This is a genomic window from Myxococcales bacterium (assembly GCA_022184915.1).
In the GTDB taxonomy this organism is placed as follows: domain Bacteria; phylum Myxococcota_A; class Polyangia; order Fen-1088; family Fen-1088; genus JAGTJU01.
This window is the reverse complement of sequence record JAGTJU010000005.1, coordinates 141,563-166,338: the sequence shown is the minus strand read 5'-3', so window position 1 is coordinate 166,338 and position 24,776 is coordinate 141,563. Positions and strand designations below refer to the sequence as shown.

24 protein-coding genes are annotated in these 24,776 nt (G+C 67.9%); 10 read left to right on the top strand and 14 right to left on the bottom strand.

Features of this window, described 5'->3' with window-relative positions; genetic code table 11:
- The first annotated feature begins 468 nt into the window (after positions 1 to 468).
- The 5 genes from KA712_19245 to KA712_19225 are packed head-to-tail and all read left to right on the top strand — an operon-like array spanning position 469 to position 5,418.
- Complete coding sequence (locus KA712_19245; protein MCG5055104.1) at positions 469 to 1,383, top strand: hypothetical protein; 915 nt, start codon at positions 469 to 471, stop codon at positions 1,381 to 1,383.
- Positions 1,384 to 1,392: 9 nt separating this feature from the next.
- A complete protein-coding gene (locus KA712_19240; protein ID MCG5055103.1) occupies positions 1,393 to 2,370 on the top strand; it encodes an ATP-binding cassette domain-containing protein in 978 nt (325 codons plus the stop codon).
- A complete protein-coding gene (locus KA712_19235) occupies positions 2,367 to 3,269 on the top strand; it encodes a permease-like cell division protein FtsX (GenBank protein ID MCG5055102.1) in 903 nt (300 codons plus the stop codon). Before KA712_19240 ends, KA712_19235 begins: the two co-directional genes overlap by 4 nt.
- Positions 3,262 to 4,080: a M23 family metallopeptidase gene (locus tag KA712_19230; protein ID MCG5055101.1), complete on the top strand. Its 819-nt coding sequence runs from the start codon at positions 3,262 to 3,264 to the stop codon at positions 4,078 to 4,080. Before KA712_19235 ends, KA712_19230 begins: the two co-directional genes overlap by 8 nt.
- Before the next feature lie 24 nt (positions 4,081 to 4,104).
- Positions 4,105 to 5,418, top strand: a complete 1,314-nt coding sequence (locus KA712_19225) for a S41 family peptidase (GenBank protein ID MCG5055100.1) — start codon at positions 4,105 to 4,107, stop codon at positions 5,416 to 5,418.
- Here the strand turns inward: KA712_19225 and KA712_19220 are convergent.
- From KA712_19220 to KA712_19180, 9 genes are all read right to left on the bottom strand, one after another.
- Positions 5,381 to 5,797, bottom strand: coding sequence for a hypothetical protein (locus KA712_19220; GenBank protein ID MCG5055099.1), 417 nt, complete (start codon positions 5,795 to 5,797; stop codon positions 5,381 to 5,383). The genes KA712_19225 and KA712_19220 overlap by 38 nt on opposite strands.
- A 139-nt stretch (positions 5,798 to 5,936) precedes the next feature.
- The gene (locus tag KA712_19215; protein ID MCG5055098.1) at positions 5,937 to 6,494 is read right to left on the bottom strand and encodes an HAD-IA family hydrolase; all 558 of its coding nucleotides are present in this window, start codon (positions 6,492 to 6,494) and stop codon (positions 5,937 to 5,939) included.
- A gap of 34 nt (positions 6,495 to 6,528) precedes the next feature.
- Positions 6,529 to 8,019 (bottom strand): serine/threonine protein kinase, encoded by a 1,491-nt coding sequence (locus KA712_19210; protein ID MCG5055097.1) that lies wholly within the window; start codon positions 8,017 to 8,019, stop codon positions 6,529 to 6,531.
- A 160-nt stretch (positions 8,020 to 8,179) separates the two neighbouring features.
- Positions 8,180 to 9,436, bottom strand: a complete 1,257-nt coding sequence (locus KA712_19205; protein ID MCG5055096.1) for a hypothetical protein — start codon at positions 9,434 to 9,436, stop codon at positions 8,180 to 8,182.
- A gap of 178 nt (positions 9,437 to 9,614) precedes the next feature.
- A complete protein-coding gene (locus KA712_19200; protein ID MCG5055095.1) occupies positions 9,615 to 10,607 on the bottom strand; it encodes a biotin-dependent carboxyltransferase family protein in 993 nt (330 codons plus the stop codon).
- Positions 10,594 to 11,373 (bottom strand): LamB/YcsF family protein, encoded by a 780-nt coding sequence (locus KA712_19195; GenBank protein MCG5055094.1) that lies wholly within the window; start codon positions 11,371 to 11,373, stop codon positions 10,594 to 10,596. The genes KA712_19200 and KA712_19195 overlap by 14 nt, the downstream gene beginning before the upstream one ends.
- Positions 11,370 to 12,083 carry a carboxyltransferase domain-containing protein gene (locus KA712_19190; GenBank protein MCG5055093.1) on the bottom strand — a complete coding sequence of 238 codons (714 nt, stop codon included), beginning with the start codon at positions 12,081 to 12,083 and terminating at the stop codon, positions 11,370 to 11,372. Before KA712_19190 ends, KA712_19195 begins: the two co-directional genes overlap by 4 nt.
- A gap of 78 nt (positions 12,084 to 12,161) precedes the next feature.
- Positions 12,162 to 12,923: a hypothetical protein gene (locus KA712_19185; GenBank protein MCG5055092.1), complete on the bottom strand. Its 762-nt coding sequence runs from the start codon at positions 12,921 to 12,923 to the stop codon at positions 12,162 to 12,164.
- A gap of 267 nt (positions 12,924 to 13,190) precedes the next feature.
- Entirely contained in the window at positions 13,191 to 14,963 is a 1,773-nt protein-coding gene (locus KA712_19180) for a glycosyltransferase family 39 protein (GenBank protein ID MCG5055091.1), read from the bottom strand.
- A gap of 60 nt (positions 14,964 to 15,023) precedes the next feature.
- On the opposite strand from KA712_19180, the gene KA712_19175 reads away from it, so the two are divergent.
- A complete protein-coding gene (locus KA712_19175) occupies positions 15,024 to 15,551 on the top strand; it encodes a hypothetical protein (GenBank protein ID MCG5055090.1) in 528 nt (175 codons plus the stop codon).
- A 79-nt stretch (positions 15,552 to 15,630) separates the two neighbouring features.
- Here KA712_19175 and KA712_19170 read toward each other — a convergent pair whose 3' ends face one another.
- Together KA712_19170 and glmU are read right to left on the bottom strand one after the other, a co-directional pair.
- On the bottom strand, positions 15,631 to 15,978 hold the full coding sequence (locus KA712_19170) for an SCP2 sterol-binding domain-containing protein (protein MCG5055089.1): 348 nt from the start codon (positions 15,976 to 15,978) through the stop codon (positions 15,631 to 15,633).
- A gap of 99 nt (positions 15,979 to 16,077) precedes the next feature.
- Positions 16,078 to 17,496: a bifunctional UDP-N-acetylglucosamine diphosphorylase/glucosamine-1-phosphate N-acetyltransferase GlmU gene (gene glmU / locus KA712_19165; protein MCG5055088.1), complete on the bottom strand. Its 1,419-nt coding sequence runs from the start codon at positions 17,494 to 17,496 to the stop codon at positions 16,078 to 16,080.
- A 186-nt stretch (positions 17,497 to 17,682) separates the two neighbouring features.
- Here glmU and KA712_19160 point away from each other — a divergent pair, with 186 nt between their 5' ends.
- The 4 genes from KA712_19160 to KA712_19145 all read left to right on the top strand — a co-directional run bounded on the left by KA712_19160 (position 17,683) and on the right by KA712_19145 (position 22,158).
- Positions 17,683 to 19,683, top strand: a complete 2,001-nt coding sequence (locus tag KA712_19160; GenBank protein MCG5055087.1) for a DUF4388 domain-containing protein — start codon at positions 17,683 to 17,685, stop codon at positions 19,681 to 19,683.
- On the top strand, positions 19,680 to 20,597 hold the full coding sequence (locus KA712_19155; GenBank protein MCG5055086.1) for a branched-chain amino acid transaminase: 918 nt from the start codon (positions 19,680 to 19,682) through the stop codon (positions 20,595 to 20,597). Before KA712_19160 ends, KA712_19155 begins: the two co-directional genes overlap by 4 nt.
- A 114-nt stretch (positions 20,598 to 20,711) precedes the next feature.
- Positions 20,712 to 21,569: an SDR family oxidoreductase gene (locus KA712_19150; GenBank protein MCG5055085.1), complete on the top strand. Its 858-nt coding sequence runs from the start codon at positions 20,712 to 20,714 to the stop codon at positions 21,567 to 21,569.
- 106 nt (positions 21,570 to 21,675) lie between these two features.
- Positions 21,676 to 22,158 (top strand): Hsp20 family protein, encoded by a 483-nt coding sequence (locus tag KA712_19145; protein MCG5055084.1) that lies wholly within the window; start codon positions 21,676 to 21,678, stop codon positions 22,156 to 22,158.
- Positions 22,159 to 22,189: 31 nt separating this feature from the next.
- On the opposite strand, the gene KA712_19140 is transcribed toward KA712_19145, so the two are convergent.
- From KA712_19140 to KA712_19130, 3 genes are read right to left on the bottom strand one after another with little or no spacing between them, the layout of a single operon-like run.
- A complete protein-coding gene (locus tag KA712_19140) occupies positions 22,190 to 22,744 on the bottom strand; it encodes a DUF502 domain-containing protein (GenBank protein ID MCG5055083.1) in 555 nt (184 codons plus the stop codon).
- Positions 22,745 to 22,767: 23 nt separating this feature from the next.
- On the bottom strand, positions 22,768 to 23,187 hold the full coding sequence (locus tag KA712_19135) for a VOC family protein (GenBank protein MCG5055082.1): 420 nt from the start codon (positions 23,185 to 23,187) through the stop codon (positions 22,768 to 22,770).
- A 19-nt stretch (positions 23,188 to 23,206) separates the two neighbouring features.
- The gene (locus tag KA712_19130) at positions 23,207 to 24,643 is read right to left on the bottom strand and encodes an acetylxylan esterase (GenBank protein MCG5055081.1); all 1,437 of its coding nucleotides are present in this window, start codon (positions 24,641 to 24,643) and stop codon (positions 23,207 to 23,209) included.
- Between the last annotated feature and the right edge of the window lie 133 nt (positions 24,644 to 24,776).

The following is a 24,776-nucleotide window of genomic DNA, read 5'->3' as shown; positions in this document are numbered from 1 at the left end:
TGGTGCGGCTTAGTTAGTTTGTGCGGTTCAGCGTCACGCGGTGGCTCCGCCGACGCGCTGCGGTCGATATGAGGAGGACCAACTCCTCCTCTTTCGATGCCGACGCCCCTCTGCGGGGCCCCCGGTGGCGCCTGCGGGCAGGCGGGGCCTCGCATGCAACGAGGTTGCGTCGAAATCGTGAGCGCACTTTCACCGAAGGCAGGGGGGGCGTCAACAATAAAAACACTACATCTAGGGTCATCCTACAGCTCGGCACACTACAGGTAGTGGGTGAGGGGATCTGTCGACAAGCCTGTGGACAAGTGCCGGATTGCACAATCTTTTCGCGCCTCTACCTGCTTGTCCACCCTGGGGACAAGCGTGGCGTGACATTACATGACGCCAGGTCTCGGAGGCCTGGGGCCGGGTGTCATTCCCTTGGCGCTGGGCTTACAGCCTGGTCGCATCCCGCCGATGAAGGGAGCGAACATGTCTTCAAGGCAAGCAGGCGCGGGGTTCGACGGGCGGGCGCCCTCCTGCCGGGAGCGGCTCGTCCGGGCGCATCGGCTGGCCGCAGCGGTTGCCGCGGTCTCGGGGCTGCTCGTCCTGCTGCCGCGGGCGTACGGCCAGGCCCCCGACCCCTGCTTTGGGCACGCTGACGGTGCCCTTTGCAACGACGGCAACCCCTGCAGCCTCAACGATGTTTGTCAGCAGGGCTTTTGCAGGGGCACCCTGGCGCCCAACGGCACCGATTGCACGGACGGTAACCTCTGCACCACCTTGGACCGCTGTGTATTCGGGTTGTGCGTGGGGCAGACGGTGCCCGAGGGAGATCCCTGCGAGGACGGGAACATGTGCACGGTCGGCGAGCGCTGCCGCCGTGGCCTGTGCACGCCCGAGAGCAACCTCAGCTGCGACGACGGCAACGTTTGTACCAACGATCTCTGCATCCCGAACCAAGGGTGCGTCAACGAGGCGCTGGCGATGTGTACGCCGCCGGACGGTGGCTTTGGCGGCCAAGGAGGAGCCGGCGGGGGAGGGATGGGCGGCGGGGGCATGGGAGGCAGCACCCCCGAGGATGCTGGCATGTCTGACGCGGGCGACGGGGATGCGGGGGCTGGTGACGCGGCGGTGCCCGAGGATGCCGAAGTTCCTTTCGATGCGCCCGTGGCCCTGGATGCCGACGCGTCCTTCGATGCGCCCACCGCCGAAGACGCCCTGGACGCCGGCATCGACGGAGCACCTCCCTTCGACCCGATCACCTACCAAGTCGAAGGGGGTGCGCTGCTCTGTTCCTTCGAGCCGGGCCGTGCCGTCCGCACGGGGGCCATCCCGTTGTCGGTAGGGCTTGCCTGGGTGGTGGCCCGCTGTCGCCGGCGCCGCGCGCGCGCCAAGAGCCGGTGAGCCAAGCTCATGCGAACGTCGCCCGAAGTGCCCGCACACGACGCCCCCGATGGCGGGGCCGCAGACGCCTGGAGGCTCGACGAAGGGCTGCGTTCGGGCGTGGGCGCTCCCGACCGCCTCGTGCGGGACGAGGTGCTTCGGCTGGAGGACGTTTCACTTCTGAGGCAAGGGCGGTCGGTGGTAGATCGGATCTGCTTTTCGATGGGGCCCGGTGAGCTCCTCATGCTCTGCGGCGGCAGGGGCGCGGGCAAGAGCACCTTGATGGCCATCGCGGCGTCGGCGTGTCGCCCGAACGCGGGGCGGGTGCTGATCGCAGGCCGAGACATTTTGGGGCTCCAGGCGGGCTCTTTACCCTTCGTGCGCCGGAACATCGGGTACCTGCCACCCGAGCCGCCGCTCGTGCTCGACGAAACGGCCTGCGAGAACGTCATGCTGGCTCTGGCGGTGCGCGGAGCCTCTCCCCCGCAAGCCGAGGAAGGCGCTCGCAAAGCTCTGCGCGAGATCGGTGTGTGCGACGAGGCCGTGCAGAGTCCCGTCGCGGAGCTGTCTTGGGGGGAACGCCGCTTGGTCGCCGTCGCGCGGGCGTTGGTGGGGGCGCCTCCCCTGGTCGTGCTCGACGAACCGGCTGCGGGCCTCAGCGAGGCCGATCGGGAGGCCCTGGCCCGCGGTATCGACGGGGCACGGGCGGCCGGAGCCGCGGTTCTGTGTGCGACCGCGGACCCCGCGTTTGCCTCTCAGCTCGCACGTCGAGGCGCGCGCACACTCGCTCTCGAAGCGGGACGCCTCGTGGGGGCGCCCCGGATGACCTTGCTCCGGGGAGAGCGGCCCGGGCCCGCCCCGGCCGAAGGCGCTCCCGAAGGTGTTGGCGCCGCAGCCCCGGGCTTCGCCCCCGAGGTGCCCGACGTGAAGCGAGACGACGTGACCGAGCTTCACGACGACGATCTCGCGCCATGGTCCGGCGACGACGCCGGGGAGCGAACGCGATGACCTTCGCCTGGACCTGGCGGCGTGTGCGGCGCACCTTCGATCGGCAGCCCGGCCCAATCCTGGCGCTCGGGGGTGCCTTCGCCCTGTTCATGCTGTTGCTGGGAACCGCCCGCCTTGCGTCCCGCCTCGCCGAGTCGTTGGTGCCCCGCCTGGCCGACAACGTGCACGTCATCGCTTACCTTCGTGAGGACATGTCGGCGGCGCGGGCCGCGGCCCTCGCGGACATCGTGGTCCGGGTGCCCGGGGTCGAGCGGGTCCGCGCCGTCAGCTCGACGGAGGCGCTGGCACGGCTTCGCCGCGAGGCCCAGGCCGTGGGGGGCGCGGCCACAGGGCTCGACGGCCTCGAGGAGGGCTTTCTTCCCCGTTCCCTCGAGGTCCGGCTCAGCGCGAGCGAGGGTCTCGCGGCGCGCGCTCAGGCGCTCGCCAGCCGCCTTCGTCGCATTCCCGGGATCGCCGAGGTGGACGCCATGCAGGACGGCTTGTCGCGCTTGCGGTCGATCCTGGGGTTGCTGCGCACGCTCGCCCTCGGCCTCCTGGCTTTGGCCCTGGTGACGGGGGGGGCCGTTCTCACCTTGCCCCTCCTTCAAGGCCGGCCGCGCCGGCAGGAGGAGGTGGCCGCCTTGACCTTGCTCGGCGAAACGCCCGCGGGCATGAGGCGGCCCTGGGCCATCGTGGGCGCTCTTTCTGCCTTGGCGGGCAGCCTGGTCGCCTGGGGAGCCTTGTGGGCGGTCCACGCGGGGCTGGTGCACACCTGGGTCGCGGCGCTCGGGGAGTGGTTGCCGCCGTCGCTCCCCTTCGTGCCCTGGCGCGAGGCGCTCGTGGCCTCGCTGGCCGCGCTCGCCGTGGGCGCCTGGGTAGGCAAGAGGGCTCTGCCCGCGCCGCGAGGTCAGCGTGCCTGATCGTGGCCGGAGTTGGGGCCGGTCGGTGCTGGCCGTGAGTGTAGGCCTTTCGTGGGCCTGGTGCGTTCTGCCTGTGGCCGCCTCGCCGGAGGACGCCGTCGAAGGCGATCCGGCGGCCCTCGTCGAAGCGCATCTCGGGGCCCGTGAGGCGGCGCTCGGGCGGCAACGCGAAGCCGCGCGGTCCCGGGCGCGGGAACAAGCTCTGCTCGCCTACCGCCTGCTTCGTCGTCGCGAGCTGGGGTTCTTCGCCGACACGCAGGTCCGCCCCCAGCAGGCGCATGCCACCACCTTGGCGCTCACCGTGCTGCGCCGGAGCCTGCGCGAGGACGACACGCTCCGGGACGAACTTTCGCGCGTGTCCCGCGAGCGGGCCGCGTTGGCGGTGCGGCCCCCCTCGTTGCCGCCACGAGAGCCTCCGCCCGATCGGTTGACGTGGCCGACCAAGGGCACCGTGATCGCGGGACCGGGCCTCAAGGCCGATCCTGTCACCGGCGTCGTCGTGCGCGAGCCGGGCGTGAAGATCCTGTCGCGGGTGGACGCCCCGGTCGTCGTGCCGGCGGACGGGGAGGTGCGCCGGGTGGAGTCATTGCCCAGCGGCGGATACGCCGTGGTGCTCAGCCACGTCGGGGGCATGAGCACCGTGCTCTCCGGGTTGCGGGACGTGGACGTGAAGGCCGGGGAGCAGGTGAGCCTTGGTGCGCGCCTCGGTCGTGTGGGCCGCACGCTCGATGGTGCGCCCGTGGTGAGGTGGGCGGTGTGGAGAGGTGGGCAGCCGTTCGATCCGCGGAGCCTTCTTCGTGAGGGCCGCTAGCTGGGGGCTGCTATCATCGGGGGCATGAGCGACAAGCGCCTGAAGGCGACACGCTGGTTGACGTTGTCCGTATGCGCCTTTGCGGCCTTTTTGGGGACCTTCGTCGCGGGCCTCGTCGCCAGCCAGCCGCTGTGGGCGGGGCGCTTCGATCCTTACCGAAAGCTGGGCATCTTCGCGAAGGTGCTCTCGTACATCGAGTCGACCTACGTGGAAAACGTCTCTGAAGCCGAACTCATGTACGGCGCTGCGCGAGGGTTGACCGACGTGCTCGATCCGCACTCGCGCTTCATGGACCCCGAAGAGTACGAGCGACTCAAGCAGGAAACCGAAGGTGACTCCGAGATCGAAGGCATTGGCATCGATCTCGAAAAGCGCAAAACGGGGCTGGTCGTGGTGTCGCCGATCGAGGGGTCACCCGCGTTCGAGGCCGGGGTGTCACCCGGCGACATCATCCGCAAGATCGATGGGGCCGAGACGGCCGCGTTGGACTGGAACGACGCCGTGTCTCGCATCCAGGGTCCCCCGGGCTCCGAGGTCGAACTGGTGGTCGAGCGGATGGGCCGTTCGCTCACCTTTCGGATCAAGCGTGCCAAGTTCGAGGTCAAGTCCGTCGAGGGTCGGCTGCTCGAAGACGGCTACGGCTACGTGAAAATCCGCATTTTCGCGGCCAATACCGATCCAAAGCTCGAAGAGACCCTCCAGGCCCTCGATAGACAAACCAAGGCGAACAAGAGCCGTCTGCGCGGCCTCATCCTCGATATGCGCCGGAACCCGGGTGGGCTGCTCGATCAAGGGGTCAAGGTCGCCGATCGTTTCCTCTCCGAAGGACTCATCGTGCGTACGGTCGGCAAAGCCGGTCGAGAGATGGATCGGCAAGTGGCGCACAAGCGCGGCACGTGGTCGGGCTTTCCCATGGTGGTGCTGGTCGATGGGGCAACGGCCTCTGCTGCCGAGATCGTCGCGGGGGCTTTGCAGGATCACCGCCGGGCCGTGATCATGGGTGCCCAAACTTTCGGCAAAGGCTCGGTGCAAACCGTGTTTTCGCTCGACGGCTGTGGCCCCCGTCCCTGTGGTCTCAAGCTCACGGTGTCCCGGTATTACACACCGAACGGGCGCTCGATTCAGAGCCAGGGCATTACGCCCAACATCCATGTGGCCACCATGCCGCCCGCGGAAACGGGTGACGAGGAGATCATGCGGGAGCGCGATTACGAGCGGCACCTGCGCAACGAGCAGGGGGAGGTGGCAACCCCGCCCCAGCGGCTGGCGGACTACCCCGTGCAGGTGGCACTCGACTACCTCAAGGGCTTCGAGATCCTGTCACGGCAAGGGGGATGAGCGTGGCCAGCGCGCCGACCCCCACGGGGCGTGAGCGGGGGGACAGAGGCGCCGTGTGGGTTTCGGGCTCGGGCTGCGGCAAAGCGCGAAGGAAGGTGTCAGCCAGGGTGAGGGCCTTGTGCAAGACACCGGGGTCGCAAGCCTCGGCCGCTTCGAGCCTCTTGAGCTCGTCGAAGCAGCGCTGCATCGAAGCCCGGGCCTGCTCCACCTGGGTTGGGCGGTTGAGGCTTCCGCTCATGCTCAGCAGGAGTGCCCGCGCCGCGTATTTTCGCAGCGCCCGCCCCCGGGGCGCATGCGCCCGCGCCAGATGGTGATCGATGGCGTGACTGACGGTGACGAGGCGCGCCGCCGGTCGCGTGAGTGCGTCGTTGTCCTTCATGCCTTGATATCGGGCACGCCGAAACAAAAGTTTCCGGCAATTCCGTGGGCTGGAGGCAACTTGGCGAGACGAGCAAGCTTTTTTCGCGGGGTGTTCCCACCCCCGGTGCGGGGGCGGTCAGCCGCGCGCGTGCCCTGATTCAAAGCTCCCGAATGTCGATCCACTTCATGCCGGCCCGCCGGGCCGCCTCGATCCCCAAATCGGTGTCCTCATAGACGGTACAGGTCTCGGGCGTCACGCCCAGACGGCGGGCGGCCTCCAGGAACACGTCGGGCTCGGGCTTGTGGCGGGTGGTGTCCTCCGAGGTCACGATCACCTCGAACCAGTCACGCACGCCGATCTGCGCGAGCGTCAGCTCGACCACGCTGCGCTGACCACCCGAGGCGACGGCCATGGGGCGCTGTCCCCGACCGGTGCGGGCCACCGACACCACTTTTTCGAGGGGCTGCACGGCCGAGAGTCTCGTCAAGAACGCCTCTTCCTTCGCCGTGGCCATCGCGCGCACGTCGACCGTGAGCCCCGCTTCTGAAAACAGGATGCGCGAGATCTCGGCGGTGGGCATGCCCCCCATGGCGTAGAAGCGGGGCTCGGGGAAGGGAACCCCGAAGGGGGCGAGCACGTCGAGCCAGGCTTTGTAGTGCGCGGGCATGGTGTCCGCCAACGTGCCGTCGCAGTCGAAGATGAGCGGGGAGTGCATCGGGGCGCCGTTTTAGTCCCGATGCCCGCGGAATTCAATCGGTGGCCGTGTCCGCAGGGTGGCTATGTCTGCGACTCTTTCGGCGCGCCTTGCGACGGCTAGGGTCCTTGTCTCGGCTGCGCCGTTTAGCCTTTTTCCTGCGACTGGGGGGCTCCTCGGCGGCCGCTGGCTCGGGTGCGGCCTCCGCAGGCGCGGGCGTCTCGGGAGGCGCCACGGGTGGCGGCGCTGGAAGGGGGGCGTTCGACAACGGCACGACGCGAGGCAAGGGGGCCTCGACCGTGGTGACCGTGGCCGCCTGCGGGTCCGTGAGGGGAGCGAGCGACCCTGGCACCCTGACGAGCAACACCAGCACGACCGCAGCCGTCGCGAGCGCCACCACCGCCCCCAGGCCGCGCCGCGTTCGTCGCTCGGGCGGCGGCGTCGCGGGCGAAGGCGGCGGCAGTAGGTCCGCTGAACCTGCGACCGGGGGTTCTACGCGTGTCTCTTGCTCCGAAGGCAGACCCGGGCCACTCGGGGGGCGTTCGGCGAACCCGAAGCCCTCGAGCGCCATCTCCTGGATTTGGCGCCAGCGCTGGAGGCGCTCCGGAAAGAGCGCGGTCGCGAGCTGAGCGACCTTGGTGGGGCCGCTGGCGGTATCTTGCCCGGAGATGGCCGACAAAAGCGCGAAGGAGAACTCCTGGGCATCACGGTAGCGCTTGCCTGGCTCCTTCTCGAGCGCCTTGATGATGGCTTCGTTGAGCGCGGGCGGAACGTGGGGGATGGGCGGTACCCACTTGTTCACCACCGCCTCCAGCGTGGCCATCGGTGAGGTCCTCTCGAAGGGCTGCGCCCCCGTGAGGCACTCGTACAGCACCACCCCCAACGAAAACACGTCGGAACGGCCGTCGAGCTTGTGCGTTTGGGCCTGCTCGGGCGAGACGTACTGCACCTTGCCGCGCACGGCACCTTGGGTGGTGAGGCTTGCGTACGACTCACAGAGCGCGATGCCGAAGTCGATGACCTTCACGGAGCCGTCGAACCCCAGCATGACGTTCTCTGGGCTGACGTCGCGGTGGACGATCTTCAGATCGCGGCCGCGGGCGTCTTGCAAGGTGTGCGCGTAGTGCAGCGCCTGAGCCACCTCCGCGCCGATGAACGCCACCAGGTTGGGATCCCATTGTAGCCCCCTCTCGGTGAGCGCCTCCGTCACGCGCGCGAGGTTTTCTCCCTGGACCAGCTCGAGCGAAAGGAACCAGTCGTCGGCAACCTTACCCACCTCGTAGACGCGCGCGATCGCCCGGTGCTGAAGGCGCAGCGCAATGCTGGCCTCCCGCTGGAACATCTGGATGAACTTGGCGTCAGCCGCATGCACCGGCAGGATGCGCTTGAGCGCGATCAGTGTTTGCATGCCCATCAGTTCACCGCACCGGGCGACGTAGACCTCGGCCATGCCCCCGATCGCGATGCGGCCCAGCAAATGGTATCGCCCGAACATTTCGGGCGTACACTTGGTCAAGACGCGGTTCAGGGCATTCGTGGTGGGCATGGGGCGCATCGAAGTCGTGTGCCACAGGCGTGGCCACCCTTCGGTCTTCCGGCTCCCACATCGGCAGATGTCTGGCCCCGTTTGAGGCGGGCAAGGCGGGGCGTCGAGACAAAGCCCCCCGGGCGGGCCGGCTGCGCGCCTCAGCCTCGCGCGGGACGGCTCAAAGCGGAAGACCGAGACAACGCGCCATCAGGACCCATCGCTCGCTCCACCCGATGCCCGGGGCCATGACCAGAATGTGAACCAGGGCCGAATAGGCTTGGGTGCCCACGGTGCCCAGCACGCGGCCCGCGGAGAGCCGAAGCTGTTTGTCCGCGCTCGGGTCCTTGCCTTGGCGCTGCCACCACGCCAGACAACCACAGACTGCCAAGCCCTGGAGTGTGAAATACACGGTCTGATCGCGCAGTCCGGCGGCCCCCACGATCCAATACACCGAGCCGAACCAGCCCGTGTGTAAAAGCCAGGCACTGGCCCAAAACGTGGCCATCACGTTGAGGTAGCGGCGCTTGTTGCCGCCTCCCAGCGGGAAGTACACGCACTTGATGAGCAACTTGCGGTTGTAGATGGACCAGCGCCTCCATAGTTCCACCGGGTTCCAGGCCAGCAGCGCCCAGCGAAACGGGTGGGCCAGGTCCCAGCCGAAGGTGCGAAGAATCAAGATGGCCACATCCGCCGTGCCCGAAAGATAAAGCGCGAGGCGGAGGTAGTTCAGCCCCACGGTGGCCCACAGGCCCCCGAAGCTGAGGGCCGACAGGTGCTCGAACGTCTGATCGCGGAGCAGGTGCGCCGAAAGCTCGCGGTTGATGTACCAAAGGGCGGTGCCCTTCAGGGCCAGCAGAATTAGGCTCCGGCCGAGGGCGCGCACGTCGATGTGGGGCGTCCGCCACATATCCAGGGGGCCGAGGTTGAGTGGGTTGAGGGGGTTCGCCGCCGACGCGAACAGAGTCATCCACTGAAAATACGAGGGCTCGTCCAACCGGCCGCGGCGCCGCTCGAACCAGAACAGCAGGCCCACCAAGAGGATGTGCCCCAACGCCGCGTCACTCACCCAGTTCCAGGCCGCGGCCTGGCGGTAGAAAAGCAAGCGGATCGTCTTCGGCAACACGATGCCCAAGCCCACGAGGATCGCGAAGAACACCCAGGGATGCTTGCGCCCTCGCCAGAGCAGCAGCAGCAGCGTCACCTCGAACAGGAAAAAACGGGGCTTCCAGAGGTACAAGGCGACGAGCCCCACCACCGTCATTACGACGTACGGCGATAGGGGGAGCAGTCTCCGTGCCACGGCTCCCACGATCAGCACACCCGTCATCGACCACGTCCAGCCCATGCCCACGGAGGTCACCATCAGGTGCAGCAGCACGAGCGTCAGCGCGCTGGCCGTGGCTTGCACCCAGGGGTGCGTTGGCCAGCCCGGCATGCTTCGGCCTTCGGCCGAAGACGGATTGTGAGGTGAGACCGCTTGCGTCAAACGAGCCCTTTCAGGAAGGCGACCTCGGGCTGCGGCGCAACGCGCGGTCTCGTTCGTGATCGCCCATTGGCCGGGGGCGACTACGGGTACACTCATTTTCTTCGTGAGGCAAGTCCCCGGGCGTCCGTCAAGCCCACGAGCGCCACGACCGGCGAACCACGCTTTCCGACAAGAGCGTGAGCATGGCGTGGCGCTCGGCGGCCTGCTCGCGGGCGGCCTCGGCGCTGATGGCCTCGAACCGCAGGCGATCACCAGGCGCTGCGCCCGCCAGCACCGTCCGGTCCACCGCTGCCAGGTGCCCGAGGACGGGATACCCACCCACGGTTTGCCGATCGGCAAGCAGCACGATGGGCGTACCATCGGGTGGAAGCTGTATCGCCCCCGGCGCTACAGGGTTCGACCACGCCAAGGGGGGTCGGGGCGGCAGGGCCTCGCCTTCGGCATGCAGTCGAAAGCCGGTGCGGTTCGAGCGGTGCGACACCGTGAACGTTCGTCCCATGAGCACAGGGCCTCCGTCTTCCGGCACGAACCGCACCACGAGCGGTGCGCGGGCACCTGCGCCGCTCGGTGCTGAAGAAAGCCCCTCGAAAAGAGCCTCGATCACGGCGGCGCTACCGTCCCCGAGGACCGGAGGCCGCACGGGTCCCGAGCCGGGTGCCGGAGCGAACACCTCCAGCATGGCCCCTTTTTCCAGCCGCCCTCGGGGCAGGCCCGCGGCGATATCGGTGGCGCGGCTGCCGAAGAGGCCCGGCGCCGACAGCCCCCCTGCGAACGCCACGATGGCCCGAAAGCCTTGCCGCCGGTTCGTAAACGCCAGGATCTGCCGGTCGCTCGCCAGCACGCGCTGTCCTGGCGCCACCGGCTGCCCGGACAGCGTGGCGCCCAGGTCGGCACCCACGATGCACAGCAGTGCTTGGCCGTAGATCTTGAGCACCACTCCGGGGCCGGCGATCTCGAGGGCCGCCGCGGTCTCCTCGTTGCCCACCAAAATGTTGGCCACGCGGAGAGCCAGGGGATCCACGGCCCCGCTCGGTGACACGCCGAACCGCCCCCACCCGGGACGCCCCTGGTCCTGCACCGTGGTGAGGGCCCCGGCACGCAGCACTTCAACCGTGGGCATGGTCGGCGCTCCCGGGGTGACGGTCGGGGGCTCGCAGGGTTACCCCCGCCAGGGCGAGCGCGCGGCGGACCTCCTTGGCGACGCTCACGACCTCCGCGCGATCGCCATGAAGGCACAAGGTTTGAACCGTCAGGGACAGGGGCCGTCCCGAAAGCGCGGTCACCCGCCCCAAGGTAGCCAAGTCCACGGCTCGGGCCGCGATGGCCAGGGGCTCGGCCTCCACCAGCGCGTGCGGGTCCGTGCGAGGCACGAGTCGCCCCTCGTCGTCGTAGTGCCGATCCAAAAACGCCTCCGCGGCGAAGCGAAGCCCCGCGGTCTGCGCTTCCGCTTGCAGACAGGACGCGGGGAGCCCGAAGACCACCAGGTCCGGGGTCACCTGCCGCACCGCCGCGCAGAACGCCCGGGCTACCGGCACCTGCACCATGGCCGAGTTGTAGAGGGTCCCATGCGCTTTCACGTGTCTGAGCGGAACGCCCAGGGCGGCGGACATCGCCCGCAGGGCGCCCAGCTGGTACACCACCACGTTGAAGACCTGCGCGGGCGTGGCGGAACTTGCGGCGCGCCCCATGCCCGCGCGATCGGCCAAGCCGGGGTGGGCCCCTGCCGCCACCCCATGGCGCCGGGCGCGCTCCAGGCTGGCGCGCATCACGTCGGCGTCCCCTGCGTGAAGGCCGCACGCGATGTTGGCCGACGTGACGAGGGGGAAGAGGGCTTCGTCGTGCGCTTGCCCTTCACCCAGGTCGGCGTTGAGGTCGATCCGGATCATGGCGAGGGCTCCGCCTCCTGCAAGGCCTCGAAGCGCGCGCTGTCGATCGGCACGAAGCGCACGTCGTCGCCCGGCTGGATGAAAAAAGGCTGGCTTCGTCGAGGCACAAAGAGCCGCAGGGGGCTGCGGCCCACGATCTGCCAGCCGCCGGGGCCCTCCACGGGGTAGATGCCGGCCTGCGCGCCCGCCACCGCCACGGCGCCGGCCGGAACGAAGGCACGGGGGCTCGGGTGTCGGGGTGCGCTCAGCGCCTCGGGCATGCCTGTCAGGTAGGGAAACCCTGGGCGAAAGCCCAGCACCACGCAGCGAAAGGGTGTGGCGACGAACCGGCCGATCCAGTCAGGTACCGAGACCCCGGCACGCGCGGCCAGCGCAGGCAGGTCGAGCGCCCACCTGTCGTCGAAACAGACGGGCACGGTGACGAGGCGCGGGGCCGCCGGCTCCCGGGTCTCGACCGCTGCCCCTGCCACGGCGGCCATCCACGCGACGACGCCAGGGACGTCACGGCAGGCCGGATCGAAGACCACGAGGATCTCGGTGTAGCCAGGCACCACGTCCAGCACCCCTTCGGGGCGGCCCCGATCCATTTGCCACGTCAGCGCGCGGACCCGGTCCGAGACCCCTTCGTCGAAATGGTCAGCGACGCGCAGGACGAACGCGCTGTCCCCACGGGGCAGAATCTCGGGCCCAGGGGGCTGCGTGGACGTCACGAGCAGTCTTCCGATTTTCGGGTCACGGCCAAGGCCGTGAGCGTCCGGTCCCGTCCGGCCGGTGCCATGGTCCTCGATTCAAGGTTTGGCGAGTTGGTGAACGTACCACCTTACGCAGGCGATCTCCGCCGCCGTCAGAAGTACGGGGTCGTCGGGGTGGAACGGCATGGCAGAGCCGGCTGGCTTGCCGTTGAGGCACATAGGCGTGAGACCGCTCGCCACCTTGACGAGCAGCATGCTGTCGTCGGGCTTGGCTTTGTTCACCATGCGCTCACCCTGGCAAGGAGAGAACATGCCCACTGGCGCATCGATCAGCAGTGCTCCCATGCCCGGGTCGTGCAGGTCGGGCACGAACTCAGGGAGGGATGCCCCGGGACCTTTGCTGTGACAGGACTCCTGCCCGCAGGACTTCGGGAAAAAGTCCTTTTCCATCTCCTGGACGCTGTCGAAGAGTGTGCAGCTCGGAGCGGACGAGAGGTCGATGGTCAACATGCGCGGCGGGGCGGCGCCCCCGGACCCCGAGGCGCCGGCTGTCCCCCCGGACCCGCCCGGGCCCCCCGAGCCTCCCTTGCCAGCCGCGCCCGTACCGCCTTGCCCCCCCGAACCTCCCTTACCCGCGGTGCCGCCCGTACCGCCCTGGCCTCCTGAGCCGCCTTTGCCGGCGGAGCCGCCTTTACCGGCGGAGCCGCCCCGGCCCGCGGACCCGCCGTTGCCTCCCTCGTCTTCTGAGGCGTCGTTCGCGTCGTCTTCGGTGGTGCCGGTGCAGGCAACCACCGCGAAAGTCATACAGGTGGCGAGGCCCCACGAGGCCCAGCACGTTCGAGGCAACTTCGTCTTCATGATTGGGGGAGGGGAAGGGGTTGTGGTTTCGCGTGACCGACGGAGGTCGTCACGCACAGAGGCCAACACCATGGTTCCGCTCGCACCGCCGCCCGGGGAGGACAGCGGCGGAACTCGTCTCGGACGAGACGACACACAGGAATAATAAGTGTACTACATACGGAGAAAACTCTGTAGTGAACGCCGCAGCGAACAGCTCACACATGAGATGCCGCTGCGACGAGCCCCCGCGCACGAGGCCCCGTTTTTCTGGCGCCGGTTTCTGGTTTACTCCACGCGCAGCCCCTCCAGCCAGACCTGGCCTTCCTGCGGGGCCGTCCCTCGGATCGCGAGCCGTACCGCGCCCTGCGTCTCGAACGAGAGCGTCAACCCAAGCCCGCCGTGCAACCGAGACAGCGGCACCCGCGCGCGTTCGCGTCCGTCGAGCAGAAGGGAGGCCTCTCCGCCCGTCTGCCCGGGGGCGATGGCCGTGAGCTGCGCGTGCAACCTGTGGCTTCCCGGGCCGAGCGCGAGCAGCGTTTCCGCGCCCGTCTCCTCGGGGCCAAGCGAGAGCCCCACGCCGTCGAACACGCCCTTGACCGGTGAAGGCCGGCCCGAGCGCCCCGGGTCGGCGGAGCGCCACAGACAGTAGTGCCAGAGTCCTTTCACCTCGCAGGCGTGCACGGCGAAGCGGTGGCGGGCGCGCAGGCTGTCTCCCCACGACACCGTGACCCAGGACAAGGCCAGCACGAGGGCCGTTGCGATCAGGGCGGCCGCAAGATTCCACAAGGCTTTGGCCGGCGCCGGCGCGGGGGCGGGTGCGTCGGGCAAAGGCGGGACTCTCCGCAGGCGCACGGCGTCCCACGCCCGCACGGCGCACCCGGCGGCGTTGGGGAAGGCCAGCACGGCGATCGGCAGGTGGTAGCGGCTTTCGGCGAAAAACAGGACGTATACGCCCGCGAGCGCCAGTTGGAACGGCAAGAGCCCCAGGGTCTCGGGCCGCCGCTCGAGGGCCCCCAGCACCGTTCCTGCCAGGCAGCTCGCCAGCAACGCCCACCAGAAAAGATCGGTGGCCCGCTCGATCTCGGGCCGCCACCGCTCAAAAAAGCCGGCGGCAGGCTCCCGCAGGACGCCGTCTCGGTAAAGTGGCCAGTAGAGAAGGCTGCGCTCGTTGGACAGCAGCTTGTCGGCGCGCTGAATGGCCAGACCCAGAGCATAGCGCGGCTCGAAGCGCGTCCACCGTTTGGCTTCCTCGTAGGCCCGGGCGTCGGCTTCCCGGTGGGGCTCTCCCAGCCAAGGGGTGCCCGTGACCGTCTCCACCATGCGGTTGAGGGCCCTCGTGAACTGGCCGTCGGAGTTGGGGTAAGCGCCCACCAGGGCCGTCAGCCCTCCGTGGCTGTCGGTCAGAAACCAGGCGCCGTAGCGGGCATGGTTGCGGAAGCCCCAGGGGGCAAGCACGAGGGCCGCCGCCAGCGTGGTACAGGCAGCGCCGGCCGTGGCGCGTCGCCATGATCCCGTGCGCGCGCGCAAAAAGAACACCGAAAGCGGCGCGAGGGGCAGGGCCACGGCCCGGATCCACGCGGCCAAGCCGAAAAAGGTGCCCGCAACCAAGGCCGCGCGCCAGGGCGTGTCCGGCCGCGCCTGCAGCAGCGCCCACGCGGCAGCGGCCACCAGCACCGCAGCGGGGATGTCCGTTCCCGTGACGCTGGCCACGCCAATCCCTCCGGGCCACAGCGCGTAAAGAAGCCCGGCCACCGTGGCCGCGCGGCCCCCCCACAGGCGCCGGGCCATGCCGAACACCAGCGGCGCACCGGCGGCCGCCAGCAGGGCCCCCGCGACCTTGGTCGCCCACCACGTGCCTCCCAGGGCCTGAACGCCCGCGGCTAGCAGCACGTAGCCCGGCATGTAGATGAACTGAGGGTCGAAGCGGCCATGCTCGAGCAGGTACGTGGCTGATTCGAGGTACATGGCGAAGTCGCCCACGGGCTTCGAGGGCACGAGGCCGATCCACGTGAGACGGAGCCCCAGCGCGAGGACATAAAGCAGGGCCGGCAACCACACGAGGCGCCCAGTATAGGGGCCCCCGCTCGGCCCCGCAGGCTGTTGTGCTACGGTGGTGCCATGGTGTTTCGGCTCTGGCTGCGGCCACGGCAAGCGGGCGCGCCCCTCGACGTGCGGCGACCTGCATGCGGCGCCGGGTGGCGGCTTCGTTCCGCGCTCCGGTGGGGCCGCCTCGTCGTCGCGGCCCTCGTGCTGGCGGGCGGTTGCGAGCGCCTCGACGAGTTCACCGGCACCTGGGAAGGCGCTTTGTCCCCCGATCCGCGTCTTCAGCACGGCTTCTCGGCCGAGGATCGGCTGACCCTCGAAATCGCGGCCCTGGATGCGGCCGACGTGGACATGTCGGTGCGGCTGCCCGGAAACCCCGAGCGCGTGCGTTTCGAGTCGATTCGCCGGGCGGCCTCGGACGCGCTCGGGTCGATGTCTTTACCCGGCGGGCCCCTTCGCAGCTACTTTGGCTATCTGCGCCCCCCGGGACAGGAGGCCTATCTCGTGGTCCTGACGCTGTTTGCGCCCGGTCAGGTCGAGGCTCGTGTCATCCGCGGCCCCGACGAAATTTACGGCGTGTTCAGGCTGTCCAAGCTGCCTTGAAGGCCTGGGAGGAGCCCCAAAACAGCGGGCTCTTCCAGAAGCAGCGGGGTCCCCGCGAGGAGATCCCCGCGTGGCGCGCTCAGCCCTTCGACCCCATGTCGAGCAGCTTCGAGAGCTTCGTCGCCAAAGTGGGATCGCCTTCGATCTTCAACTTGCCGCTGAAAAACAGCTGCATGGCCGCCCCCATGCCGCCGTCGATCATGGAACGAAAGTCGTCGTCGGTGGCCTCGATCGCGCACTGCGGGTTGCCGCTTTGGCCTGGAACGCAGGTGGGGGGGGAGGCCAAGAGGTCGGCTGTCCACGTGCCGCCATCCGGTCCGCTGATTTTGAAAAGGTAGACAGCCGCCACCTCTTTGGCACTGGCCGGGTTTCGGGCCAGGACCGCAGGTACTTTCTGGTCGAAAAATTCCTTCACCGAGGTGGGCATCGTGTCCTCCAGGAGGGTCGTATCGAAAGGTTCTCGTTCACTATTGGGCGCGGGGGGCAAGGTGTCAAATCGCCGCGTCCACCGAAACGGCGGCGTCGTTCAATCGTGGTTGTCGGTGCGCGGGGGCTTGCCCTTTTCCGCTGCCGTCTTCTCTCTGTCGGCGTACCGCGCCTTGAGGCGCGCGGCGTAGCCTTCGAGATGGGTTTGAGCCACCCGGGTGATGGCCAGCGCGCCCGCGGGGACCTCCTGTGTGATCGTGGCACCCGCCGCGACGATGGCATTGGGTCCCACCCGCACGGGCGCCACCAGCTGGGTGTCGGAGCCGATGAAGGCCCCGTCCTCGATGATCGTTTGGCGCTTCTCGAAGCCGTTGTAGTTGCACGTGATGGTGCCCGCGCCGATGTTCACCCTCTCGCCCACGATGGTGTCTCCCAGGTAGGCGAGGTGATTGGCCTTGCTGCCTTTGCCGATCCGGGTCTTCTTCGTCTCGACGAAGTTGCCCACGTGCACGTCATCGGCAAGGTCGGTTCCCGGCCTAAGGTGCGCGAAGGGTCCCAGCTTGCAACGAGCGCCCACGATGGCCTGATCTGCCACCGTGTACGGCTTCATTTCCGTGCCCGGGCCCACCACGGTGTCGGTGAGCACACAACCCTGCCCGATGAAGGCTCCCGCGCCGATACGCGTTCGGCCCCGCAGGGTCACGTTGGGTTCGATCTCCACGTCGGCCTCGATGACGACGTCACTATCGATGCGCACGGTCTCGGGGGCCCGCAGCGTCGCCAGCTCCATGGCGTGGGCGTTGATCCGGGCTCGCATCACCGCTTCGGCTTGCACGAGCTGGGCGCGGTCGTTGATGCCGGCCATCTCCTCCGGGTCCACGTCCACCGTTTCGACGCCAATCGTGGCGGCGGCCTGCGGAACGATATCCGTGAGGTAAAGTTCGCCCTGTGCGTTCTGGGGGCTCAGTTTGGCAGTGGCCTCCCGCAAGAACGCGGCGGGCGCGACGTAGATCCCCGCGTTCACTTCGCAGATGAGCTTTTGCGCCTCCGTGGCGTCGCGGTCCTCCACGATGCGCTCCACGCGGCCCTCTTCGTTCCGCACGATGCGGCCGTAGCCGGACGGGTGCGCCACGCGGGCGGTGAGCATCACCAGCGTGCCCTTCGCGGCGGCGTCCACCATCCGCGCCAACGTGCTTTCGCGAAGCAACGGAACGTCTCCGTAGAGAATCAACACGAGGCCCGAGAAACCGGACAGCGGCTCGAGGCCCAAAGCCACGGCGTGTCCGGTGCCTCTTTGTTCATGCTGGGCGGCGACCCGGATCGCCTCGGCCCCGAAGCGTGCCGACAGCACGCGGGAGACTTCGTCTATCTGGTGCCCGAGCACGCAGACGATGGGGTTGGCGCCGAGCGCTTGCGCGGCTTTCACGGGGTAGGCGACGAGGGGCGCGCCGGCGACCTCGTGCAACACCTTCGATTTTTGCGAGCGCATCCGGGTTCCCTTCCCGGCGGCGAGGATCATGCAGGCAAGAGCTTGATTTGACTTCACGCGGCGTCCACGGCTGTTGGGCGGTTGTCGTTCGGTAGCGCTTAAACGCGTGACGGCATCCTACCAGCCCGCGGTGCGGCCCGCCGCTGTCCCGTTCGACCGCGCCGCGACGTTTGGCGCTTCAGGCCATTTTGTTCGTGCCTGGGGTATAAACGGCCCATGGCGCCCTATGTACTGGTCGTGGAGAGCGACCCCGAGCGGCAGCGGCAGATCGCCGAGACCCTGCGCGAGGCGAACTACGAGCTATCCACCGAGAGGGAAGCGGTGTGGGCCCGACGTAGCCTGGCCATACGGACCCCGGATGCGCTCGTGGTGAATACGAGGCTGTCGGACGGCACGGGCTTTGGGGTGGCCTCGGAGCTACGCCGGGAGGCGGGGGCCGCGGGGGTTCCCGTCTTCTTCTTAGCCAGTGCGTTTCGCGGTCCCCAGCACGCGGCCGAGGCCCGGCGGCGGTTCGGGCCTGCCGCCTACCTGCCCTGGCCAACGGACCCGAGCTCCTTGCTGGCCAGCGTGTTGCGGGCCGTGCCGCCTCCCGAGGGCCCGCGGCGCTCACGTGTGCCCTCGTCACCTCCACCGGAAGCCGACGAAGAGCAGGCGCGGGAGCGCGAACAGGTCGAAGCGACCGCCCCGCAGTTGGCGGCGTCCGACGCGCGCATCCAGGGCAATCTGTCGCAAGACTCCTTCGCCAGGGTGCTCCGGCAGCTCTATGTCGAAAGGCGCACGGGGGCGCTGCTCATGGTGCGCGAAAGCACCAAGAAGATCGTCTACGTCGAAGACGGCTACCCCGTGGCCGTGCGCTCGAATGTGCTGTCCGAGTGCTTGGGGCAGATTCTGCTCGCCCGGCGCCGCATCTCACGAAGCGCGCTCGAGACTTCGCTCGAACGCATGAAGCAGGAAAAGCGCCGTCAAGGTGACCTGCTCGTCGACATGGGCATTCTGTCGCCTCACGGACTGGCCGAGGCGCTCGTGTTTCAGGTCGAATCCAAGCTCTTGGATCTGTTCTCTTGGCGCGGTGGCAACTTCATCTTCAAAGACGGATGGAAAGTGGAAGGCGAAGCTGTTGTGCTCGAGCGGCCCACGGCCGCGTTGATCCTCGAGGGTGTAAGGCGGCACTACGACGACGAGCGCAGGGAGCAGGTGCTGGCCGTGGCGGCCGGGCGGTTCATCGTACCCACGTCGGATCCCTGGCTGAGGCTTCAAGATCTCACGTCGGATCCCCAGGACAGGGCCTTCATGGCCCGTGCGGATGGTACGCGCTCTTTGGAGGAGGTCATGAACCTTCCCCCCGTCCCGCGGGACCGCGCGGTCGCCCTGATGGTGGCGATGCTGGAATCGGGTGTGGTGCAAGCCCGTGAGACGCCTGAGGCGCCGCTCGAGAGCGAGGCGCCGCGCGAACCTCTGGCCGAGCGTGACGTCGAGTCACGTCCTCAGTCGGAGGCGCCCCGCAAGGGGCCTGCGCCCCTGTGGGCGCCGGGGCCGCAGCGCCGCTCGCGGGCGGAACTCGCGGCGCTCGTCGAGACGATGCGGGTCAAAACGCACTTTGAAGTGTTGGACGTCGATGCCGAGGCGCCCAGGGTGGTCGTCGACGCGGCCTACGAAGAGCTGGCCCGCACCTACCACCCGGACAACTTCCGGGGCCGCTCGACCACGGTCAAAGAGCTGGTCGACCACATCTTCGCCAGGCTTTCCGAGGCCCGACGGACGCTCACGGATCCGGACCTGCGCAAGAGCTACTTCGTGCGCCTCGAACGAGCGCGCAGCCATGGGGGCGCTGGCCCGGATGCCGTCACGGCGGCAGAGCAGGTCTATTACACGGGTGTGGGGCACATGCGCGACCGTCGCTACGCCGAGGCTGAGTCCGCATTCCGGCAGGCCACCACCTTGGTTCCTGGGCAGCCGAGTTATCACGGGGCGCTCGGGTGGGCGATTTACCGCCGCGCCCCCATGGACCCGGCAGGCGCCACTGAAGCCCGGTTGGAGTTGGAACATGCGGTGGCGCTTGCTCCCGACGATCCCTGGATGCGGGTCTCGTTGGGGCGCTTGCTGGCCGAATCGGGCCTGCCCGACGAAGCCGTCCGCATGTTCGAGTCGGCGCTGAAGCTGACGCCTCTGTCCGCGGAGATCGAAGACGAGATGCGCCGACTCTCGGGGGACGCATGATCACCGCCAAATCAGCCTGGATGGACGGCAAGCTCGTACCGTTCGAGACCTGCAACGTTCACGTCACCGCCTTTGGTCTGCACTATGGCTTGGGGGTGTTCGAGGGCATACGCGCCTACAAACGTGACACGGGTCAAACGGGCGTTTTCCGCCTCCGCGAGCACATTTTGCGATTGTTCCACTCTGCCGCGGCGTGCACCCTCGAGATCCCCTACGGACCGGAGGTTCTCGAGTTGGCCTGCTTGGAGGTCCTGCGGGCCAACGACCTCGAAGAGGCCTATCTTCGGCCGCTGGTCTTCGCCGGAGCTGGCTCCTTGGGCCTCGGCGCCGTAGGTAACCCCGTGTCCACGGTGGTGTTCGCCTGGCCCTGGCAAACACCCCTCGGCAAGAGCGGGCAGGCGACGGGCGTGCGCGCTCAGGTGAGCTCGTTCGTGAGAGGCCATCCCAATAGCCTCATGACGAAGGCCAAGGTGACTGGACAGTACGCGCAGTCCGTGATTGCGAAGCGCGAAGCGAGTCGGCTGGGCTTCGACGAAGCGATTCTGCTCGATGCGGGTGGGTGCGTGGCCGAGGGCACCGCGCAGAACGTCTTTGCCGTGTTCGGCGGTCAGCTCGTAACGCCTCCCGCCCACGCCCCAATTCTGCCAGGCATCACGCGCGACGCTGTGATCACACTGGCCCGCCACTTGGGGCTGAGTGTGGTCGAGCAGCCCTTCACCCGGGATGCTCTCTACCAGGCCGACGAGACTTTTTTCACGGGCACGGCGGTCGAGATCACGCCCGTGCGTGAAGTCGACGGCCGTCCCCTAGGCGCGGGCCAACCCGGGCCCATCACCCGCAGGCTGCAGGCCGCTTTCGAGGAGACGGTGCGGGGCCCGGGCATGCCGTGGCCCGCCTGGATTACCCCCGTTTGAAACCGGAGCGCTTTTCGACTAAAGCTTGAGGCTCGTTTGGGGCCGGCCCCACGTGCCTGCCGCCCAGCGCCTCTGCGCTCGATTTGCACCTCAACCTGCTACCCTCAAATTACCGTGAGCAAACAGGACGACAGTCCTCTCATCCTGGTCACCGGTGCCACCGACGGCATCGGAAAACAGACCGCCATCATGTTGGCCGAACGCGGAGCGCGCGTGATCGTCCACGGGCGTTCGCCCGAGCGGACCGCAGCCGCAGCTGAAGACGTGGCCCGGAGCGCGGGAACCCCCTGGGTCGGACAGGCCTCGGCGGATCTGTCGTCGCTGGCAGAGATTCACGGCATGGCCGAGCAGATCCTCGCCACGTACGACCGGCTCGACGTCCTCGTCAACAACGCGGGTGTCTTCATGCGCGAGCGTGCGCTGACCCGCGATGGCTTCGAGTCCACCTATGCGGTCAACTTTCTCGCGCCCTTCGTGCTCTCGCACCTGCTCGTGCCGCACCTTGCCCGCAGCGCTTCTGCGCGTGTGATCAACGTTTCGTCCAATACGCATCAGCGCACCCGCTTCGACTGGGAGAACCTTCAGGGCGAGCGCGAGTGGGACGACTCCCTCGCGTACGCTTCGTCGAAGCTGGCCTTGGTTCTCTTCACGGTCGAGTTCGCCCGACGCGTGGCAGGGCATGGGATTAGCTCCAACGCTCTGCATCCCGGGGTCGTGTCAACGAAGCTCTTGAAAGAGGGCTTCGGCGTGGAGGGCCTCGATAGCCTGGAAAAAGGGGCTGCGACGTCCGTGTTTCTGGCGCTGTCGGACGAAGGGGGCCAGGCGACGGGGAAATACTTCGTCGAAGGCGCCGCAACCCGGTGCCACCCACTGGCAGGGGATCCGCTGACCACGTCCAAATTCTACGAGCGCACGGCGGCGATGGTGGGGCTGCCCGCCTTGCCGCGTCCCCAGCGCTCGCGCGGCGCCTGAGCGACTTGACGCCCGCAGGGGCGTGGTTCTCATTTCGAATGCCGGGCGCCCTTGCCGGCGCCCCTCAGCACCGCGCCCGTCGCGGTATCGAAAGGAGGATACGACCATGTCAATCGTCAAGAGAAACGAGAGGTGGCCCACGGTGCCTGCGTTGTTCGGCAACGTTTGGGGCTCGGATCCCTTCAAGGCCATGGAGGAGTTTTTTGGCCGAGAGTCACTGAGCGCCCCTGCGCAGAAACTGGCGGCGTTCGTTCCCGCGGTGGAGGTCAAGGAGAATGCCGAGGCCTATCTGGTCAAGGCTGACCTGCCCGGAATCAAGCAGGAGAACGTGAAGGTGACCCTCACGGGCAACGTGTTGCGTATCGAAGGGCATCGCGAAGAAGAGAAACGCGAGGACAAGCAACATTTCCACGTCACCGAACGCAGCTATGGGACCTTCTCGCGTGCCTTTGCGCTTCCCGAGGGCACCAATGCCGACGCCGTGGTGGCCGAGATGAAAGACGGTGTTTTGTCCATCTCGATCCCCAAGCGTCCCGAAGACAAGCCTCGGCACATCGCCATCGGTGCGGGGGCGTCTGCCCAAGGTTGACGGGAGCTGCCGGCGTAGACCGCCCGGTGGTTCACTTGCCGGATATGCCCCCCGAGACGATGAACGTCATCACGTCGGAGGAGGGCATGTCCAGCAGGGTGACGGCGGTGCGAGGGACCAAGACGACCTGGCCGGCAAAGTTGTAAGCTTGGGGGAAATACACGGCGACGTGCTCGACCAGTTGAAAGGCCTCGACGTTGTCGCGGGTGATGAACCCGAGGGCCTTCACCGTGCCGTGAGGGTTCATGCTGACGACCACGGGTTTGTCGAAGCGGCGCTCGTCGCCCACGAAGGCGCTCAGCACGTCCTTGACAGACCCGTGGAGCAATTTCACGACGGGCAGGCGATCAATGATCCTCTCGAGCGCGTGAACCAGCCGTTTGGTCAGAAGGTTCGACGCAAGGAAGCCCACGAAGGTGATCGCAACGATGGTGACCACCACACCAAGTCCTGGAAAGGGCAAGCGAAGTTGATCGCGTGCCCAGGAATCCACGGAGTGAACGGCGCCGAACAGCAGCCATACCGTGAGGCCGATCGGGACCAGGAATACGATGCCCCGCAGAAAGTAGGACATGAGGCGCTTCATCGCGCCTCTCGCGTGCCTCTTCATCACCAGGCGCCCACATTGGGCATCGAGACCCACGGCTCTGCCGGTGGCAGCGCGTCCCCGGCTTGGAGCAGCTCAATGGATATCTGATCGGGTGACCGAACGAACGCCATACGGCCATCGCGGGGCGGTCGGCTGATCGTAACCCCGTGGTCTACCAAGCGCTGGCAGGCGGCGTAGATGTCATCCACTTCGTACGCGAGGTGGCCGAAGTTGCGCCCACCGGTGTACACCTCGGGATCCCAATTGTACGTGAGCTCCACCTGAGCGTCGGGGCTTCCGGGGGGCGCTAGAAAGATGAGCGTGAAGCGCCCCTTCTCGGATTCTTTGCGCCGCACCTCTTCGAGTCCGAGCGCGTCGCGAAAAAAGCGGAGGGAGGCCTCGACGTCGGTGATGCGAACCATGGTGTGCAGGTACTTCATGTCGTGCTCTCCGCGTTGTTTACTTCTTGGCTTGCGCCGGCACAACTCCGAGCCGCGTCAGCATCCAGTCGTCGCCCTCCTCGCTCTGCTCGGGCGTGGTGTGGTGCCCGTTGGCAAGTGCGAGACGTAGCGTTTTTGGGGCCTTGATGCTGTTGTACACCGCGAAGATCGAGGTGGGTGGGCAGGTCTCGTCGTTGTAGCCGAGCGAGTAAAACCCCGGCACCTTCACGCGCCTGGCGAAGTTCACCACGTCGAAGTACGCCAGCGTCTCGATGCGAGCCGGGGTGCGAGCCTCCTCGGGCCTGAGGAGGAAGGGCCAGCCGCCGGCCCGCTCGTGGAGAAATCCCGTATGGTCGGAAAGGGCGGGGTAGTAGGACACGAGCCCCTTGACCCGCGGGTCGAGCGCCGCCGTCGTGATGGCCAAGGCGCCCCCCTGGCTGCCTCCCATGACGCCGAGATTTCGTTTGTCCCAGCGGGGGCGAGTCACCAGGAAGTCGTTCGCCCGCACGGCGCCCAGGAACACCCGCCGATAGTAGTAGAGCTGGCGATCCTCGGCGTGAATGCTGGGGTAGTTGCTGAGGGGCCCCCGCGCGAGCGCGCCGTAGACCTCGTCGTCGAGGTTCACGGGCACGCCGTGGATGCCAATCTGAAACGTAATCACACCCTTGGCTGCCAGCTCGGCCGCGCCCTGATAGCCGCGCACACCGGCTCCGGGTACCAGCAGGAGGGCGGGCAGCGCGCCGCGGCCGACCGGCTCGCAGAGAATGCCGTAGAGGCGCGCGGGCGCGGGGCCCGCGGCCGAAAGCTCCGCCGCGGGCTTTGCCTGGGGCACGTTGGCGAGGCTGACATGAGAGCAGTCGACCCCTGGTTTGCTCCGGGACATGTCTGGCGTGATGCGGGCATCGAGCGGGACCGCCGCCAGCTGGGCCTTACCCGCCCGCCAGAATGCATCGAAGGCCTCGGGGTCGCGGACGGTGGGTTGCAAGGTCTCGGGAGAAAACGCTGCCGCTGCGCGGCCCTTGTACGTATGCCCCCTGTCCTTCACCTCCACGGCGCACGCGACGAAGCCGGCCTTTTCGATGGGGCCGGTCTCGAAGGTGAGTCCCTCCGCCACCATCTCGGCTTGGCCAGCCTTGGCCGCGGGCATCTTTTCGAAGCCGATCTCGTAGCTGAGCTTCACGCCCGGCACGATGAGACCATCGCGGGTCACTCGCACCACGAATTTGGCGTTTTCTCCCACGGCGTAAGTCCAGTTGGGCCGGTCCGGAACGACCTCGACCTTGAGAGGGCTCACGGAGGCGAAAGCAAGGACCTTGGGCGCCGCGGGGAGGGCATCTGCCGCTGGCGACGGCCGGGGCCCGGCAACCAGACCCGCGAGCAGCAACGCCGTTGCGGCTCTGCGGATCGCGGCATCGAGCGGGCGGGGACGGAGGACGCGAACGATTCGGACGGTCATGTGCGGCATCGTAACACCCGAGACCCGCGGGTGCGGCTTCGGAGCCGCGCGCTCTCCAAAGACCGGCCCCTCGTCCGTGAGCAGGCTCTCGGTGCGTCCCCGAGCCGGCGGCTCGCCGGGCGGGCCCCCGGAT